This is a genomic window from Agrococcus sediminis, assembly GCF_007923295.1.
Lineage (GTDB): Bacteria > Actinomycetota > Actinomycetes > Actinomycetales > Microbacteriaceae > Agrococcus > Agrococcus sediminis.
Window position 1 is genome coordinate 164,183 of the sequence record NZ_VOIR01000013.1, and the last position, 16,993, is coordinate 181,175.

Here is a 16,993-nt window from a genome sequence, read left to right on the forward strand (position 1 = left end):
CGAAGATCGTGCGCCGACACGGCGCAATCCACCATCCTATCGCGCGCCGGAGCTGGGAGCGACGGTCCTTTCGGACCGTCGCCGCGACGCCAGCGCCGGGGCCCGTCCCGGGCCCCGGGATCGCCTCACGCTCCGCTGTCCGCCTCCGCGGTGAGGATGCGCTCCACGACCTCGCGGGCGGCCTCGGCGACGTCGGTGTTCACGATGGTCGCGTCGAACTCCGGCTGGCTCGCGAGCTCGACCTTCGCGGTCTCGAGCCGGCGCTCGCGCTCCGACTCCGTCTCGGTGCCGCGTCCGACGAGACGGCGCACGAGCTCGTCCCACGACGGCGGCGCGAGGAACAGCAGCACCGCGTCCGGGAACGACTCGCGCACCTGGCGCGCGCCCTGCAGGTCGATCTCGAGCAGCACCGAGTCGCCGGCGTCGAGCGCCGCCTGCACGCTCGAGCGCGGCGTGCCGTAGCGCGACTGGTTGTGCACCGTCGCCCACTCCAGGAACTCCCGCTCGTCGACCATCCGGTCGAACTCGGCGTCGGAGACGAACGAGTAGTGCACGCCGTCGATCTCGCCGGGGCGCGGTGCGCGCGTCGTGGCGCTCACCGAGTGGCGGATCTGCGGGAAGTGCTCGCGCACGTACTGCGCGACCGTGCCCTTGCCGACCGCGGTCGGACCGGCGAGCACGATGAGACGGGGGCGACGCGAGGGATCCACGTCGGCAAGCCAACCGCGAACGCGCTCGCGCTGCAAACCGCCGAGCCCGCCGAGCCGCTTGCCCTCGGCGATCCCGAGCGTCGCGAGCAGCTGCTCGACGCGCTTCGGACCCATGCCGCGGAGCGCCCCGAGGTACTCCGGCACGCGCAGCCGGCCCTCGGGGCTCTCCGGCTCCTGCCACGCGCGCTCGGCGACGTCGCGCGGCCCGCGCTGGCCGGCGCGCAGCGCGCGCTTCACGGCCGCGCGGGCGCGCCGCGCCTCGACCGCCGCCCTGCCCGCTGCGGCGGGATCGGGCAGCGTCACCGCGGCAGCTCGGCGCGCGCCGCGTCGATCGCCCGGGCGATGCCGTCGGGGCCTGCGGCGAGGATGCTGCGGCTGGCGCTCGCGAGCACGAGCGCGTCTGGCGGGAAGAGGGCGTCGAGGTCGGCGAGCCGCGCGCCCTGCGCCCCGAAGCCGGGTGCGAGCACCGGCGTCGCGGCGATCGCGGCGTCGGCGAGCCCGAAGGCAGCGCGGTCGACGGTGGCGCCGATCACGAGGCCGTGGCCCGCGCCGCGGGCGGCGACCTCCTCGGCGACCGCCTGCGCGACCGTGCGGCCGTCCTCGAGCCGGGCGCGCTGCAGCGCCGCGCCCTCGGGGTTGGAGGTCGCCGCGAGCACGATGAGCCCCTTGCCGGCGCGCTCCGCCGCCTCGAACGCGCCCGTCAGGGCGCCGACGCCGAGGTAGGGGCTCACGGTGAGCGCGTCGGCCTCGAGCGGCGAGCCGGGCTCGAGCCAGGCCGCGGCGTAGCCGAGGTTCGTCGAGCCGATGTCGCCGCGCTTCGCGTCGGCGATCGTGAGCAGCCCCGCCGCGCGCGCGTCGGCGAGCACGCGCTCGAGCGCCGCGAGCCCTGCGGCCCCGTGCGCCTCGAAGAGCGCCACCTGGGGCTTGACCACGCCCGCGCGCCCTGCCGCCGCCTCGACGACCGCGCGGCCCATCCGCTCGGCCCCCGACGCATCCGTCGGCAGGCCCCACGACGACAGCAGCGCCGGGTGCGGGTCGATGCCGACGCACAGCGCGCCGTGCCGGGCGACCGCCGCCCGCAGGCGCGCGGCGAACGTCACGCCGACCGCCGCGCGTGGTACTCCTGCAGGCTCGTCACCTCGAAGGGCTCGCGCGCGGCCTCGATGGCCGCGACCGCCGCGCCCAGCTGCGACACCGTCGTGAACAGCGCCTTGTCGCCCGCCACTGTCGCGGCGCGGATCTCGTAGCCGTCGGCGCGCGCGGCGCCGCCGGTCGGCGTGTTGATGATGATGTCGACCTCGCCGGCGTCGATCAGGTCGACGATCGACGGCTCGTCGCCCGCCTCCGAGTGCTTGCGCACCGTCTGCACGCGGATGCCGTTGCGCGCGAGCACCTCGGCGGTGCCCGTCGTGGCGATGATCGTGAAGCCGAGCTGCTGCAGCCGGTGCATCGGCAGCACCGCCTGCCGCTTGTCGCGGTCGGAGAGCGAGACGAAGACGGTGCCGGAGGTCGGCAGCCCGCCGTAGGCGGCGGCCTGGCTCTTCGCGAACGCGGTCGGGAAGTCGCGGTCGATGCCCATCACCTCGCCGGTCGAGCGCATCTCGGGGCCGAGCAGCGAGTCGACCATGCGGCCGTCGGCGGTGCGGAAGCGGCGGAAGGGCAGCACGGCCTCCTTCACCGCCACCGGCGCGTCGATCGGCAGGATCGTGCCGTCCTGCTCGGGCAGCATGCCCTCGGCCCGCAGCTCCGCGATCGTCGCGCCGGCGAGCACGCGCGCGTTGGCCTTCGCGATCGGCGTGCCGAGCGCCTTCGCCACGAACGGCACCGTGCGGCTCGCGCGCGGGTTCGCCTCGATGACGTGCAGCACGCCGGTCGCGTAGGCGAACTGCACGTTGATCGGCCCGCGCACGTCGAGGCCCTCGGCGATGCGCAGCGTGGCGTCGCGGATCTCGTGCAGCTGCGCCCGGCCGAGGCCGACCGGCGGCAGCGTGCACGACGAGTCGCCCGAGTGGATGCCCGCCTCCTCGATGTGCTCGAGGATGCCGCCGACGTAGAGCTCCTCGCCGTCGTAGATCGCGTCGACGTCGATCTCCACGGCGTCGTCGAGGAAGTGGTCGACGAGCAGCGGCGCGTCGGGGCCGACGATGCCGTGCGCCGCGATGCGGTCGAAGTAGCCGTGCAGGCTCGGGGTGTCGTAGACGATCTCCATGCCGCGCCCGCCGAGCACGAACGAGGGGCGCACGAGCACCGGGTAGCCGATGCGCTCGGCGATCTCGACCGCCTGCGCCTCGGTCGTGGCGGTGCCGTTCCGCGGCGCGACGAGGCCGGCCGCGTCGAGGATGCGCTGGAAGCGCCCGCGCTCCTCGGCCGCGTCGATCGCGTCGGGCGTGGTGCCGAGGATCGGCACGCCCGCGGCCTCGAGGCCCCGCGCGAGGCCGAGCGGCGTCTGCCCGCCGAGCTGCACGATGACCCCGACGAGCTCGCCCGCACCGCGCTCGGCGTGCACGATCTCGAGCACGTCCTCGAGCGTGAGCGGCTCGAAGTAGAGCCGGTCGCTCGTGTCGTAGTCGGTCGAGACCGTCTCGGGGTTGCAGTTGACCATGATGGTCTCGAAGCCCGCGTCGGCGAGCGCGAAGGACGCGTGCACGCACGAGTAGTCGAACTCGATGCCCTGGCCGATGCGGTTCGGGCCGGAGCCGAGGATGATCACCTTGCGGCGGTCGGAGGGCACGACCTCCGTCTCGAGGTCGTAGCTCGAGTAGTGGTACGGCGTGACGGCCGGGAACTCGCCCGCGCACGTGTCGACCGTCTTGTAGACGGGGCGCAGGCCCATCGCCCAGCGCGCCTCGCGCACCTCGGCCTCCTCGAGGCCGCGCAGCTGCGCGATCTGCGCGTCCGAGAAGCCGTGCTCCTTGGCCAGCCGCAGCCGGCGCTCGTCGAGCTCGCCCTCGCGCACCTCGTCGGCGACCTCGTTGATGAGCACCATCTGGTCGAGGAACCACGGGTCGATGCCCGTCGCCTCGTGCGCCTGCTCGACCGTCGCGCCGGCGCGCAGCGCCTGCTGCAGCGTGACGATGCGGCCGTCGGTGGGGATGCTCGCGGTCTCGAGCAGCGCCGCGGCGTCGCCGGGCTCGCCCTCCCAGTGGAACGAGGAGCCCTTCTTCTCGAGCGACCGGAGCGCCTTCTGCAGCGCCTGCGCGTAGGTGCGGCCCATGGCCATCGCCTCGCCGACCGACTTCATGGTCGTCGTGAGCGTCGCATCCGCCGCCGGGAACTTCTCGAAGTTGAAGCGAGGCACCTTCACGACGACGTAGTCGAGCGCGGGCTCGAACGAGGCAAGCGTGACGCGCGTGATGTCGTTCTGGATCTCGTCGAGTCGGTAGCCGAGCGCGAGCTTCGCGGCGATCTTGGCGATCGGGAAGCCGGTCGCCTTCGACGCGAGCGCCGAGGAGCGCGAGACGCGCGGGTTCATCTCGATGACGATGACGCGGCCGGTGGCCGGGTCGACGGCGAACTGGATGTTGCAGCCGCCGGTGTCGACGCCGACGCGGCGGATGATGTCGATGCCGATGTCGCGCAGCCGCTGGTACTCGCGGTCGGTGAGGGTGAGCGCGGGCGCGACCGTGATCGAGTCGCCCGTGTGCACGCCGACGGCGTCGACGTTCTCGATCGAGCAGACGACCACCGTGTTGTCGGCCGTGTCGCGCATGAGCTCGAGCTCGTACTCCTTCCACCCGAGGATCGACTCCTCGAGCAGCACCTCGCCGATCGTCGACGAGTGGATGCCGTCGCCGACGAAGCGGCGGAGCTCCGCCTCGTCGTGCGCGAAGCCCGAGCCCAGGCCGCCCATCGTGAACGAGGGGCGGACGACGACCGGGTAGCCGTACTCCTCGGCGAACGCGAGCGCGTCGTCGACCGACTTCGCGATGGCGCTCGAGGCGACGTCGGCGCCGGAGTCGAGCACGAGCTGCTTGAACAGCATGCGGTCCTCGCCGCGCTGGATCGCGTCGACCTTCGCACCGATGAGCTCGACGCCGTGGCGGGCGAGGATGCCCTGCTCGTGGAGGGCGATCGCCGCGTTGAGCGCCGTCTGGCCGCCGAGCGTCGGCAGGATCGCGTCGGGGCGCTCCTTGATGATGATCGTCTCGATCACCTCGGGCGTGATCGGCTCGATGTAGGTGGCGTCGGCGAAGTCGGGGTCGGTCATGATCGTCGCCGGGTTGGAGTTGACGAGGATGACGCGCACGCCCTCATCGCGCAGCACGCGGCAGGCCTGCGTGCCGGAGTAGTCGAACTCGGCGGCCTGCCCGATGACGATCGGGCCGGAGCCGATGACGAGGACGGAGCGGATGTCGTCGCGCTTGGGCATCAGGCGTCCTTCTGCTCGGAGTGGGTGGCGGTCGCGGCGCGGTGCTCGAGCACGAGCTCGCGGAACCGGGAGAAGAGGTGGCGGGCGTCGTTCGGGCCCGCGGCCGACTCGGGGTGGTACTGCACGCTGAAGGCGGGGATGTCGAGCGCGCGCAGGCCCTCGACCACTTCGTCGTTGAGCGACCAGTGGCTCACCTCGACGCGACCGAAGCCCGCCGGGCTCGCGAGCTCCTCGTGGAGCGGCGCGTCGACCGCGAAGCCGTGGTTCTGGCTCGTGATCTCGACGCGGCCGGTGGCCTTGTCGAGCACCGGCTGGTTGATGCCGCGGTGGCCGAAGGGCAGCTTGTAGGTGCCGAAGCCGAGGGCGCGCCCGAGCAGCTGGTTGCCGAAGCAGATGCCGAAGAACGGCAGGTCCTCCCGCAGCAGCCCCTGCAGCAGCTCGACCTGGCTGTCGCTCGCGGCGGGGTCGCCGGGGCCGTTCGAGTAGAACGCGGCGATCGGCTCGTGGGCGAGCACCTCCTCGAGCGTGGCGCTCTGCGGCAGCACGACGAGGTCGAAGCCCTGCTCCTGCAGGAAGCGGAGGGTGGATGCCTTGACGCCGAGGTCGAGCACGGCGAGCGTGCCGATCGGCTCGCCCGTCGCGGGCAGCCGGTAGGCCTCCGGCGTCGTCACGACGTCGGCGAGGCTGCGGCCGGCCATCTGCGGGCTCTCGCGCACGGCCGCGAGCATCGTGGCGTCGTCGGCGAGCGCGTCGCCCGAGAAGACGCCCGCGCGCATCGAGCCGGCGTCGCGGAGGCGGCGGGTGATCGCGCGGGTGTCGACGCCGGCGATGCCGACGATGCCGTCGCGCTCGAGCTGCGCGTCGAGGCTGCCCTCGGCGCGCCAGTTCGAGACGGTGCGGCTCGCGGCGCGCACGGCGTAGCCGGCGGGCCACATGCGGCGCGACTCGGCGTCCTCGGCGTTCACGCCGGTGTTGCCGATGTGCGGCGCGGTCTGCACGACGATCTGGCCCGCGTACGACGGGTCGGTGAGCGTCTCCTGGTAGCCGGTCATGCCGGTCGCGAAGACGGCCTCGCCGAGCGCGACGCCGGTCGCGCCGTAGGCGGTGCCGCGGTGGATCGTGCCGTCCTCGAGGACGAGGGCCGCGGGAGCGGGTGCGGTCATGGGGTGGCTCCTTCCCCGGTTGCCTGCTGGGTGGACTGGGTCTGCTGCGCGCTCGTCGTCGTCGGCGCGGCCGGGGCGGCGAGCGCGTGCAGCGCCGCGAAGGCAGCGCTGTCGTCGCCGATCACGCGGAGGTAGGTGTCGACGTCGGCGCCGAGCGCGTGGGCGATGACGATGATGCCGCCGGGCTCGACGACGCGGTCGATGGTCCAGGTGGCGCGCTCGACGGCGCGGATGCGGCCGGCGGGGATGCGCATCTCGGTGCGGTCGGCGAGCAGCTGCACGCCGACCGCGTCGATCGCGAGGCGCGTGCGGCCGCGGAAGCCGAGGCCGTGGGCGAAGATGCGCTGGTACGGCTCGCCGGCGCGGGTCGTGGCCACGTAGAGCGCGTCGACGACGAGCTGCGGCGCGACGTCGATCCAGCCGGCCGGCGCCTCGATGTCGCGCTGGCGGCGCCGGTGGGCGAGCACGCCGAGCACGGCGGCGATCGCGAGCACGGCGACGAACGCGGCGCTCAGCAGCGCGAAGAGCTCCTTGGTCATGCGGCCCCGCCCGTCACGACCTCGCCGTCGGCGACCGTGCGGCGGCCGCCGTGCCACACGTGCAGCACGCGGCCGGGCAGCTCGACGCCGAGGAACGGCGAGTTCGCCGACCGGCCCTTGAGGCTCGACGCCTCGACGACGGCGCGGGCGCCGGGGTCGACGAGCACGACGTGCGCGGGCGAGCCGATCGCGAGCGGCGCGTCGTAGCCGGGCTCCCGCCCGATCGCGGCGGGCGCGGTCGACATGACGCGGGCGACGCCGGCCCAGTCGAGCAGGCCGGTCTCGACCATCGACTGCTGCACCACCCCGAGCGCCGTCTCGAGCCCGACCATGCCGAAGGCGGCATCCGCGAACGCCGTCTGCTTGGCCTCGGGCGCGTGCGGCGCGTGGTCGGTGGCGACGATGTCGATCGTGCCGTCGGCGAGCGCCTCGCGCAGCGCCTGCACGTCGCGGTCGGCGCGCAGCGGCGGGTTGACCTTGAAGCGGCCGTCGTAGCCGCGCACGAGCTCCTCGGTCAGCAGCAGGTGGTGCGGCGTGACCTCGGCGGTGATGGCGATGCCGCGCGCCTTCGCCTGGCGCACGACCTCGACCGTCTCGACGGTGGAGACGTGGCAGACGTGGAGGCGGGCGCCCGCGGCCTCGGCGAGCATCGCGTCGCGCGCGACGATCGACGCCTCGGCGGCCGAGGGCCAGCCGGTGAGCCCGAGCTCGGCGGCGAGCGGGCTCTCGTGCATGACGGCACCGCGGGTGAGCGCGGGGTCCTGCGCGTGCTGGGCGATCACCGCGTCGAGCGCGGCGGCGTGCTCGAGCGCGCGCCGCATGAGCTCGGCGTCGGCGACGCAGTGGCCGTCGTCGCTGAAGACCGTGACGCGCGCGGCGCTGCCGGCGAGCATGCCGAGGTCGGCGAGCCGCTCCCCCGCGAGGCCGACCGAGACGGCGCCGATCGGCCGCACCGTGGCGAGGCCCGCCTCGAGCCCGAGGCGGTGCACCTGCTCGACGACCGCGGGCGTGTCGGCGACCGGGCTCGTGTTCGCCATCGCGAACACGCACGTGTAGCCGCCCGCGGCCGCGGCGCGCACGCCGGTGGCGACGGTCTCGGCCTGCTCGCCGCCGGGCTGGCGCAGGTGGGTGTGCAGGTCGACGAGCCCCGGCAGGGCGACGAGGCCGGATGCGTCGACCGTCTCGGCCGCGTCGCGGTCGACGGTCGCTGGGTCGACGAGCGCGCCGCCCTCGATGGCGAGGTCGCGGACCTCGCCGCCGAGCACTCGGGCGCCGGTGAGCAGCGTGGTCATCGGGTGCCTCCGTCGACGGCAGATGGGTGGTCGGATGCGAGGAGCGAGTAGAGCACGGCCATGCGCACGGAGACGCCGGCGGTGACCTGCTCGAGGATGGTGGAGGCGTCACTGTCGGCGGCGCGGCTCGAGAGCTCGAGCCCGCGGTTCATCGGGCCCGGGTGCATGATGTGCGCGTCGCCGAGGCGCGCGAGGCGCTCGTCGGTCAGCGACCAGCCGGTGATGTACTCCCCCGCGCTCGGCGCGACGCGACCGGCCTGCCGCTCGAGCTGCACGCGCAGCAGCATGAGCGCGTCGGGCCGCTCGGCGATGACGCGGTCGAGGCTCGTCTCGGCGCGCACGCCCAGCCGCGTGCCGTCGGCGGCGGCGACGGGCAGCAGCGAGGGCGGGCCGACGACCGTGACCTCGGCGCCGAGCGCCGGCAGCAGCAGCGCATTGGAGCGCGCGACGCGGGAGTGGGCGATGTCGCCGACGATCGCGATGCGCACGCCGTCGAGGCCGCGGCCGCGGACGGCTCCGCCGTGGATGCGGCGGCGCAGCGCGAAGGCGTCGAGCAGCGCCTGCGTCGGGTGCTCGTGCGTGCCGTCGCCCGCGTTGACCACGGGGCGGCCGATCCAGTCGGCGAGCTGCGTGGGCGCGCCCGACGAGCCGGAGCGCACCACGACGCCGTCGACGCCCATCGCCGCGATCGTGAGGCCGGTGTCGCGCAGCGACTCCCCCTTCGAGACGCTCGAGCCCTTGCCGGAGACGTTGATCACGTCGGCAGAGAGCCACTTGCCGGCGATCTCGAACGACGAGCGCGTGCGGGTGGAGTCCTCGAAGAACAGGTTCACGACGGTGCGGCCGCGCAGCGCCGGCAGCTTCTTCACCTCGCGGTCCTGGATCTGGTGCATGTCCTCCGCGAGGTCGAGCAGCGCGACCGCCTCGTCGCGCGGCATCGCGGCCGTCAGCAGGTGCTTCATGCGGCACCCCCCTCGATGGTCACGGCATCGCGCCCGTCGACCTCGTCGAGCAGGATCGAGACGTGCTCGCTGCGCGCGCTCGGCAGGTTCTTGCCGACCGAGTCGGCGCGGATGGGCAGCTCGCGGTGGCCGCGGTCGACGAGCACCGCGAGCCGCACGGCGCGCGGCCGGCCGAGGTCGGCGAGCGCGTCGAGCGCCGCGCGGATCGTGCGCCCGGAGTAGAGCACGTCGTCGACGAGCACGACGACGCGGTCGTCGATGCCGGCGGCGGGGATGCGCGTGGGGTGGGATGCGCGCGTGGGCGTCGCGCGTAGGTCGTCGCGGTGCATCGTGACGTCGAGGGCGCCGACGCGGCCGGAGAAGTCGTCGCCGGTGATCTCGGCGAGCCGGTCGGCGAGGCGCTGCGCGAGGTACGCGCCGCGGGTAGGGATGCCCAGCAGCACGAGGCCGTCGGGGCCGTGGTTCGCCTCGAGGATCTCGTGGGCGATGCGCGTGAGGGCCCTGGCGATCTCGTCGGGCCCGAGCACGGTGCGCGCTGAAGTCATGCTGACTCCCTTCTCCGCCTCACAGGACGGGCTTCAAGGTTGTCTGATGCCTCCACCCTACCGGGTCGGCGATGCGCGCCGGGCTCCCCTCACACGCAGGGCGCCCATTCGAGCACCGCACCGCGCAGCGACGGGAAGCCGCCGAGCAGCACGACCGGCGGCGCTCCCAGCCGCACGTGCTCCGCCTGCACCTCGGGCACGACGCACGACGCGCCGGTGAGGTAGAGCGGCACCCGCTGGGCGCCCGCGACGGCGCTCGCGGCGAGCGCATCCGGGAACCGCTCGCCGCTCGCGAGGTACATCCGGCTGGGCGTGGCGCCGAACGCGGCGTTCACGAGGGCGGCCGTCTGGTAGCGGTTGGCGCCGGCGATCCGCTCGACGGTGCGGGTGGCGCGCAGCGAGTCGACGAGCGCCTCCGAGACCGACGGCTCGCCGCCGATCACCGTCACGCGCCGGACGCCGAGCCGCTGCATGACCGCGAGGCCGGAGGCGTGCACGGATCCGCTCGTGCCGTCGACGAGCAGCACGGGCGCGCCGCGGAGCGCCGCGACCGGTCCCGCCGAGAGCGCGTCGGGGAAGTTGCGGCCGGTGGCGATGAACGCGTTGGACGTGGAGCCCGCCGGGAAGGCGAACTGCGCGATCATCGCGCTCGTCTCGAAGCGGTTGGCGCCGCCGAGCCGGGTGACCGGCGCGATGTCGGCGAGCTGCCGCTCGACCGCGGCCGAGACCGACGGGGTCGACCCGACGACGACGATCTGGGTCGGGCGCAGCCGCACGAGCTCGGCCCGCACGGGCGTCGGCAGCGCGTCGCGCTGCGTCAGCAGCAGCGGAGCGCGCAGCCGCGCGGCCGCGGCGCCGGCGCTCAGCGCGTCGGCGAAGCCCTCGCCGCCGGCGATGAAGACGCGGCCCGCGCCGTTCGGGTAGCCGGCGCGCGCGATCTCGGCGGAGGTCGCGTAGCGGTCGTCGCCGGCGATGCGGCTCGTGTCGGCGACCGTGCTCGGCGTGCGGGTCATCATCGACGCGCCGGTGGCCCAGAGGGCGGTCGCGACGTCGGTGTAGCTGCAGCGGTTGATGCCGATGGGTGCGCCGGTGGCGGTGATGAGGCCGACCGCGCGCACGGTGCCGTCACCGCGGTGCTGGAAGACGGGGCCGCCGCTGTCGCCGGGCTCGCACACGTAGTCGGGGCTCGCCGACATGGAGCGGTAGACGGCGCAGGCCAGGAAGCCGAAGTCGTAGCAGCCGACCGGCTCGTTCGTGCGGGTCGCGTAGCGCTCGCCGTGGCGCACGCCCGAGAAGCCGACCGAGCCGCTGCCGGCGATGACGCCGATGCCCTCGACGGCGACCTCGCGCGAGCCGGTGCAGCCGGCGCCGAGCCACATCGTGGGCGTCGCGAACTGCGTGCGCACGACCATCGAGTCGACGTAGCTCCACTGCAGCTGGTTGTGCGAGATGGTGCCGATGCGGGCGCCGTTGCCGGCGTAGCCGCCGCAGAGCGACGCGGCGAAGCCGTGCGTGACCGACTGGCCGTTGGCGCCGTCGGGCGCGGCGCAGTGGCCGGCGCTCATGATCGCGGGGCTGCCGTCGTCGAGCCGCACGCCGAAGCCGCTCGAGCACGCGACGGTGCCGCCCACGAGGATGCCGATGCCGCCGCCGTGGCCGTCGCGGTCGTCGAGGCGCGATGCGGCAGCCTCGTCGGCGACGTCGGCGACCACGTCGACGGGCACGCCGAGGTCGGCGAGGCCCATGGTCTCGAGCAGGGTCTCGGCCCGTGCCGGCTCGTCGCCGGACGCCGCCGTGGGCAGGCCGTCGAGCTCGCGCGCGGCGGTCGGCGCGATCGCGGATGCGTCGAGGCGGTCGACGCCGAGCCGCAGCGCGGCGCGCTCGTGGTCGATCGCCGCCGACACGATGGCGTCGCCCGAGCCGGTCGCGGCGGCGAGCGCGCGGTCGAAGCCCTCGCACAGGGCGCGGAGGCTGCGGTCCACGGTGCCGACGGCGGTCACGTCGGCGCTCGACACGAGCGCCTGGGCCTCGGCCGGCAGCCCGGCGATCACGGCGGGCACGAGGGCGGCAGCGCTGCCGGCGACCGCCTCGAGCACGTCGATGCCGACGACGTCGCCCTCGGCGTCCTGGCGCAGCTGCGCCGAGGCGAGCGCGTCGGGGTCGGCGGCGAGCAGGGCCTGCTGCAGGCTGCGGAGCGCCGCGGTGCGACCGACCTCCGGCGTGGTCTCGGGCTCGACCGCGACGGGCACGATCGCCGAGCGCGCGAGGCACTGGACGACGGATGCGTCGGGTGCGGCCGCGGGGGCGGCCGAGGCCGTGGTGGGTGCGACGAGGAGGCCGCCGACGAGCGCGAGCGCGCCGACGATCGAGGCGAGGGGACGGAAGGGCACGAGGATCCTCTCGAGGTGCTGGGGGCCTCCAGTCTGACACGCAGATGCAGGATCTGCAATCTTGCCGTTTCGTCAGCCGCAGAGCTCGTATCGGGAGACGTCGAGGGCGAGCGTGGGCGTGCCGCCGAGCAGCACGACCCCGGGCCGGCCGAGCCTGGTGTGCTCCGCGGGGAGTCCGGCGTGGAGGCACGAGCCCGGCGTGAGGTAGAGCGGAGCCCCGCGCGCTCCGGCCACCGCAGCCGCCGCGAGGGCGTCCGGGAACCGCTCGCCGCTCGCGACGTACATCGCGGGCGGGCGGGCGCCGAACCCGGCGTTCACGCGGATCGCCGTCTGATAGCGGCCGGCGCCGGCGATGCGGCTCACCGTCCGACCGTCCCGCAGCGACGCGGCGACGGCGTCGCTCACCGATGGCGTGCCGCCCACGACGATCACCTCCGTCGTGCCCAGGGTCGAGAGCGCATCGAGCGTGCCCGCTCCCGCGGTGGGCGTCCGGCCGTCGACGAGCAGCACGGGCGCGTGGCTGCGGGCGGCAGCGGGCCCCGCCGCCAGTGCGTCCGGGAAGGATCGGCCCGTGGCGACGAACGCGTGGTCCGCTCCCTCGGGGAACGCATGCGCAGCCAGCAGGGCGCTCGTCTCGTAGCGGTCAGCGCCGCCGATCCGCGTGACGGGCGCGATCGCCGCGAGCTCGGCCTCGACCTCGGCAGACACCGACGGCTCGCCTCCGATCAGCACGATCGCATTCGGCGCGAGCCTGGCGAGCTCTCGCCGCACGGAGGACGGCAGCAGGTCTCGCGCGGTGAGCAGCAGCGGCGCGCGCACGTGGGCCGCGGCCGCCCCGGCGCTCAGCGCATCGGCGAAGCGCGATCCGCTGGCGATGTAGACCTGCGCGGCGCCGTCCGGGTAGCCGTGCTGCGCGATGAGCGCTGCGGTCTGGTAGCGGTCGGCGCCTGCGATGCGGGCCGGCGGCGCCATGGTGAGCGAGGCGTGCGTCATGATCGCCGCGCCGCTGAGGTGCAGCGCCGTGCCCATGTCGACCCAGCTGCACCGGTTGATGCCGAGGTCGTAGCCGGAGGCGGTGATGAGACCGAGCGCGATGACGCCGCCGCCGGCGCGGTGACGGAACGCGGGCCCGCCGGAGTCGCCGGGCAGGCAGGCGTAGGTCGAGCGCGACGACATCGCGCGCTGCACCGAGCACGCCCAGTAGCCGAAGTCGTAGCAGCCGGTCGGCTCGGAGGTGCGGGTCGCGTACTGCTCGCCCTGCCGCGCGCCCGAGAAGCCGACCTGCTGGCCCGCACCCACCTGGCCGGCCCCGTGGACCGCCGTCTCGCCGGACCCGGCGCACGCGCTCCCGAGCCACATGGTGGGCCTCGCCGATCCCGTGCGGACCACCATCGAGTCGACCTTGGAGCCGGTCGACAGCAGGTTCTGCGAGACCCGGCCGATGCCTGCACCGCTCCCCCACCCGCACAGCTGGCTCGCGTGGCCGCTGACGACGGATGCGCCGTTCGAGCCGATCGGGGACGGGCAGTGGCCCGCGCTCATCACCGCGGGGGCGCCGTCGGCCGTCCGCACCGCGAAGCCGGTCGTGCAGGCGAGCCCGCCGACGCGGATCGCGTTGCCGCCGCCGTAGCCGTCCGAGTCGTGCAGCCGGCTGACCGGCTCGTCGGCGACGTCCGCGACCATCTCGACCGGCACCCCGAGCCCCCAGAGCCCGAGGGCCGAGAGCAGGTCGGCTCCCGCGGGCTCCGCGCCCTCGCCCGCCGACGCATCCGGAAGCGCCTCGATCGCGCCCGCGCGCGCCGGGGCGGCGCGGAGCGCCCCGGACCGGTCGACGCCGAGGCGCAGCACGGCGCTCCGGTGGTCGACCGCTGCCGAGACGAGGGCGTCGGCAGTCGCCCCGTCCGCACCGACGGCGCGGTCGAGCGCGCCGCACAGCGCGCGGAGCGGCTGGGCTGCGACGCCGATGACGTCGACGTCGTCGTCGGTGACGGCCGAGCGCAGGTGCGACGGCAGGGCGGCGATCTCCTCGGCGACGAGCTCGCCGGCGAAGGGAGTCGCCGCGAGCAGCGCGATGCCCGCGCCCTCGCCGTCGGGTGCGCGGAGCAGGTCGGCTGCGCCGAGCGCATCGGGGTGGCGCGACAGCAGCGCGTGCTGCAGCGTGCGCAGCGCCGCCTCGCGCACCTGCGCGGGCTGCTCCGAGGGCTCGGCGTCGACCGGCACGATGGCCGAGCGCACCAGGCATTCCTCGATGCTGCCGGGCGCCGGCGCACCCGGGTCGACGGCGACGGCAGGCGAGGAGGGCACGACCAGCAGCGCGGACGCGAGCGCCAGGACGCCGACGACCGGTGTCAGCACGCGGAACGGTGAGCGGCGCATGGGATGCTCTCGACGGCCCGACATGTCCGCCGGCCGCCCGAGGTCACCCTACGACGGCGCCCGGCCGCCCCCGCTCAGCCGCGCTGCGCCGCGATCCGCCCCAGCACGCCGTTGATGAACGCGCCCGAGCGCTCTGTCGAGAGCTCGTTCGCCAGGTGCACCGCCTCCGAGACGACGACGCTCGCGGGCGCCGTCTCGTGCTCGAGCTCCCATGCGCCGACGCGCAGGATCGCGAGGTCGGTGCGCGGCATGCGGTCGATCGGCCAGTGCTCGCTCGAGGAGGCGATCAGCTCGTCGATGCCCGCCTGCTCGTCGGCGACGCCCGCGACGATCTCGCGCGCGAACGCGAACCACGGGTGCTTCGCCCAGCCGAGCCGGGCCGCGGTGTCGCGCAGCACGGCCTCCGGCGACTCGTCGCGCGCCTGCGCCGAGTAGAGCACCTCGACCGCGTGCTTGCGGGCCTTGCGGCGGGAGGGGTAGGTCTCGTCGCCCACGTCAGTCGGTGACGCGGCCGAGGTAGCTGCCGTCGCGGGTGTCGACCTTGACGCGGGTGCCCTGCTCGACGAAGAGCGGCACCTGGATCTCGGCGCCCGTCTCGACCGTCGCGGGCTTCGTGCCCGCGCTCGAGCGGTCGCCCTGCAGGCCGGGCTCCGTGTACGTGATCTCGAGCACGACCGACGCGGGCAGCTCGACCTGCAGCGCCTCGCCCTCGTGCATCGAGATGGCGGCGGTGCCGTTCTCGAGCAGGTACTTCGCGGCGTCGCCGACGGTCGCGGCCGGGATGGGCAGCTGCTCGTACGTGTCGTTGTCCATGAACACGAAGTCCTGGCCGTCGTTGTACAGGAACTGGTAGTCGCGGCGGTCGACGGTCGCGAACTCCATCTTCGTGCCGGCGTTGAAGGTCTTGTCGACGACCTTCTGGCTGCGCACGTTGCGCAGCTTGGTGCGCACGAACGCGCCGCCCTTGCCGGGCTTCACGTGCTGGAACTCGATGACGCTCCAGAGCTGGCCGTCGAGGTTCAGCACCGCGCCGTTCTTGATGTCGTTCGTGGTTGCCATGGGGTTCCGTTCCGTGGGGGTGAGTGGGGCCCTCAGCGGACCGACAGACGATTCTAGCGGGCGGCGATCGCGAGGGCGGCCAGGCGGTAGCCGTCGAGGCCGAAGCCGGCGATGACGCCCGTCGCGACGGCCGACACGACCGACGTGTGGCGGAACGTCTCGCGCGCGTGCGGGTTCGAGATGTGCACCTCGACGAGCGGCGCGACGCCCTGCAGCTGCGCGCACGCGTCGCGGAGCGCGTAGGAGTAGTGCGTGAACGCGGCGGGATTCAGGATCACGGGCGTCGCGGTGTCGACGGCCTCATGGATCCACCCGACGAGCTCGGCCTCGTCGTCCGTCTGGCGCACCTCCGCCTCGACCGGTCGCTCGGGGTTGCCGGCGGCCTCGACGAGCGGCGCGACGTCGGCGAGCGTGGCCGTGCCGTAGACGTCGGGCTCGCGGGTGCCGAGCCGGCCGAGGTTCGGCCCGTTCAGGACGAGGATGCGCATGCGGCCAGTCTGCCGCACGTCAGTCGGCGAGCGACTGGTAGGCCATGAACAGCAGGCTGTCGTCGGGGCCCTCGAGGATCCGCGGCTTCGCGACGTCGTCGAGCACGACGAACCGCAGCATCGACCCGCGCGTCTTCTTGTCCTTGCGCATCGTGCCGAGCAGCGTCTGCCAGCGCCCGACCGGGTAGGTGGTCGGGAGCGCGAGGGACTCGAGGATGGCCCGGTGCCGGTCGACGACGGACTCGGGCAGGCGCCCGGCGAGCCGCGAGAGCTCCGCCGCGAACACCATGCCGATGGAGACCGCCGCCCCGTGCCGCCAACGGTAGCGCTCGGTGTGCTCGATCGCGTGCCCGAGCGTGTGCCCGTAGTTCAGGAACTCGCGCTCGCCGTGCTCGCGGAAGTCGTTCGCCACGACCCGCGCCTTCACCGCGATCGAGCGCGCCACGACCTCCTGGAACTCCGGGGCGGCGGGGTCGGTCGCGGCCGCGAGCGAGCCCTCGAGCAGCTCGAGGATGCGCGGGTCGGCGATGAAGCCGGCCTTCACGATCTCGGCGAAGCCGGTGAGCAGCTCGTTGCGCGGGAGCGAGTCGACCAGCTCGAGGTCGGCGACGACGGCCGCCGGGTGGTGGAACGCGCCGACGAGGTTCTTGCCCTGCTCGGTGTTGATGCCGGTCTTGCCGCCGACGGCGGCGTCGACGATGCCGAGCACGCTCGTCGGCGCCTGGAGGACCCGCACGCCGCGCAGCCACGTCGCGGCGACGAAGCCGGCCAGGTCGGTGACGGCGCCGCCCCCGAGGCCCAGCACCGCATCCGTCCTGGTGAACTCGGCCTGGCCGAGGATCTGCCACAGGAACTGCGCGACCTCGATGCGCTTGGCGGCCTCGGCGTCGGGCACCTCCGCGAGCAGCACCTCGATGCCGAGCTCCGACTTCAGGTGGTCGGCGATGCGGCTCATGGCCGGCTGGTGCACGACGAGCAGCCGCTGCGCGTCGCCGAGCGACGCGCGCACCTGCTCGACGAGGATGCCCCGCCCGACGTGCACGTCGTACGGCGCCTCGGTCTCGACGCGGATGGTGGTCATCGGCTCCCCCTCATGTGCG

14 protein-coding genes are annotated in these 16,993 nt (G+C 74.4%); all 14 read right to left on the reverse strand.

The genetic code is table 11. The features are described 5' to 3' along the window. Window positions 1-125 precede the first annotated feature (125 nt). Window positions 126-1,013 carry a guanylate kinase gene (gene gmk, locus FQ330_RS06630; RefSeq protein WP_146356198.1) on the reverse strand — a complete coding sequence of 296 codons (888 nt, stop codon included), beginning with the start codon at window positions 1,011-1,013 and terminating at the stop codon, window positions 126-128. After that, on the reverse strand, window positions 1,010-1,810 hold the full coding sequence (pyrF, locus tag FQ330_RS06635) for an orotidine-5'-phosphate decarboxylase (RefSeq protein WP_146356200.1): 801 nt from the start codon (window positions 1,808-1,810) through the stop codon (window positions 1,010-1,012). Before pyrF ends, gmk begins: the two co-directional genes overlap by 4 nt. After that, entirely contained in the window at window positions 1,807-5,079 is a 3,273-nt protein-coding gene (gene carB / locus FQ330_RS06640) for a carbamoyl-phosphate synthase large subunit (RefSeq protein WP_146356202.1), read from the reverse strand. The genes pyrF and carB overlap by 4 nt, the downstream gene beginning before the upstream one ends. Further along, on the reverse strand, window positions 5,079-6,242 hold the full coding sequence (gene carA / locus FQ330_RS06645; RefSeq protein ID WP_128190039.1) for a glutamine-hydrolyzing carbamoyl-phosphate synthase small subunit: 1,164 nt from the start codon (window positions 6,240-6,242) through the stop codon (window positions 5,079-5,081). Before carA ends, carB begins: the two co-directional genes overlap by 1 nt. Continuing rightward, a complete protein-coding gene (locus FQ330_RS06650) occupies window positions 6,239-6,781 on the reverse strand; it encodes a PH-like domain-containing protein (protein WP_146356204.1) in 543 nt (180 codons plus the stop codon). The genes carA and FQ330_RS06650 overlap by 4 nt, the downstream gene beginning before the upstream one ends. Further along, the gene (locus FQ330_RS06655; protein ID WP_146356206.1) at window positions 6,778-8,073 is read right to left on the reverse strand and encodes a dihydroorotase; all 1,296 of its coding nucleotides are present in this window, start codon (window positions 8,071-8,073) and stop codon (window positions 6,778-6,780) included. Before FQ330_RS06655 ends, FQ330_RS06650 begins: the two co-directional genes overlap by 4 nt. Further along, entirely contained in the window at window positions 8,070-9,035 is a 966-nt protein-coding gene (locus tag FQ330_RS06660) for an aspartate carbamoyltransferase catalytic subunit (protein WP_146356208.1), read from the reverse strand. Before FQ330_RS06660 ends, FQ330_RS06655 begins: the two co-directional genes overlap by 4 nt. Beyond that, window positions 9,032-9,580, reverse strand: coding sequence for a bifunctional pyr operon transcriptional regulator/uracil phosphoribosyltransferase PyrR (gene pyrR / locus FQ330_RS06665; protein WP_146356210.1), 549 nt, complete (start codon window positions 9,578-9,580; stop codon window positions 9,032-9,034). The genes FQ330_RS06660 and pyrR overlap by 4 nt, the downstream gene beginning before the upstream one ends. A gap of 89 nt (window positions 9,581-9,669) precedes the next feature. Then, window positions 9,670-11,970 (reverse strand): cell wall-binding repeat-containing protein, encoded by a 2,301-nt coding sequence (locus FQ330_RS06670; RefSeq protein WP_146356212.1) that lies wholly within the window; start codon window positions 11,968-11,970, stop codon window positions 9,670-9,672. Between the two features lie 72 nt (window positions 11,971-12,042). Then, a complete protein-coding gene (locus FQ330_RS06675) occupies window positions 12,043-14,346 on the reverse strand; it encodes a cell wall-binding repeat-containing protein (RefSeq protein WP_146356214.1) in 2,304 nt (767 codons plus the stop codon). Window positions 14,347-14,420: 74 nt separating this feature from the next. Then, the gene (nusB, locus tag FQ330_RS06680; protein WP_128190032.1) at window positions 14,421-14,840 is read right to left on the reverse strand and encodes a transcription antitermination factor NusB; all 420 of its coding nucleotides are present in this window, start codon (window positions 14,838-14,840) and stop codon (window positions 14,421-14,423) included. Window position 14,841: 1 nt separating this feature from the next. Then, complete coding sequence (efp, locus tag FQ330_RS06685; protein WP_128190031.1) at window positions 14,842-15,405, reverse strand: elongation factor P; 564 nt, start codon at window positions 15,403-15,405, stop codon at window positions 14,842-14,844. A gap of 53 nt (window positions 15,406-15,458) precedes the next feature. After that, complete coding sequence (gene aroQ / locus FQ330_RS06690; RefSeq protein ID WP_146356216.1) at window positions 15,459-15,893, reverse strand: type II 3-dehydroquinate dehydratase; 435 nt, start codon at window positions 15,891-15,893, stop codon at window positions 15,459-15,461. 19 nt (window positions 15,894-15,912) lie between these two features. Then, window positions 15,913-16,974 (reverse strand): 3-dehydroquinate synthase, encoded by a 1,062-nt coding sequence (aroB, locus tag FQ330_RS06695; protein ID WP_146356218.1) that lies wholly within the window; start codon window positions 16,972-16,974, stop codon window positions 15,913-15,915. Between the last annotated feature and the right edge of the window lie 19 nt (window positions 16,975-16,993).

Bases quoted from the DNA above. Each gene is read 5' to 3' on its own strand.
- carB (WP_146356202.1), bottom strand. From the start codon at position 5,079: ATGCCCAAGCGCGACGACATCCGCTCCGTCCTCGTCATCGGCTCCGGC.
- carA (WP_128190039.1), bottom strand. From the start codon at position 6,242: ATGACCGCACCCGCTCCCGCGGCCCTCGTCCTCGAGGACGGCACGATC.
- FQ330_RS06650 (WP_146356204.1), bottom strand. From the start codon at position 6,781: ATGACCAAGGAGCTCTTCGCGCTGCTGAGCGCCGCGTTCGTCGCCGTG.
- FQ330_RS06655 (WP_146356206.1), bottom strand. From the start codon at position 8,073: ATGACCACGCTGCTCACCGGCGCCCGAGTGCTCGGCGGCGAGGTCCGC.
- FQ330_RS06660 (WP_146356208.1), bottom strand. From the start codon at position 9,035: ATGAAGCACCTGCTGACGGCCGCGATGCCGCGCGACGAGGCGGTCGCG.
- pyrR (WP_146356210.1), bottom strand. From the start codon at position 9,580: ATGACTTCAGCGCGCACCGTGCTCGGGCCCGACGAGATCGCCAGGGCC.
- FQ330_RS06675 (WP_146356214.1), bottom strand. From the start codon at position 14,346: ATGCGCCGCTCACCGTTCCGCGTGCTGACACCGGTCGTCGGCGTCCTG.
- efp (WP_128190031.1), bottom strand. From the start codon at position 15,405: ATGGCAACCACGAACGACATCAAGAACGGCGCGGTGCTGAACCTCGAC.
- aroQ (WP_146356216.1), bottom strand. From the start codon at position 15,893: ATGCGCATCCTCGTCCTGAACGGGCCGAACCTCGGCCGGCTCGGCACC.
- aroB (WP_146356218.1), bottom strand. From the start codon at position 16,974: ATGACCACCATCCGCGTCGAGACCGAGGCGCCGTACGACGTGCACGTC.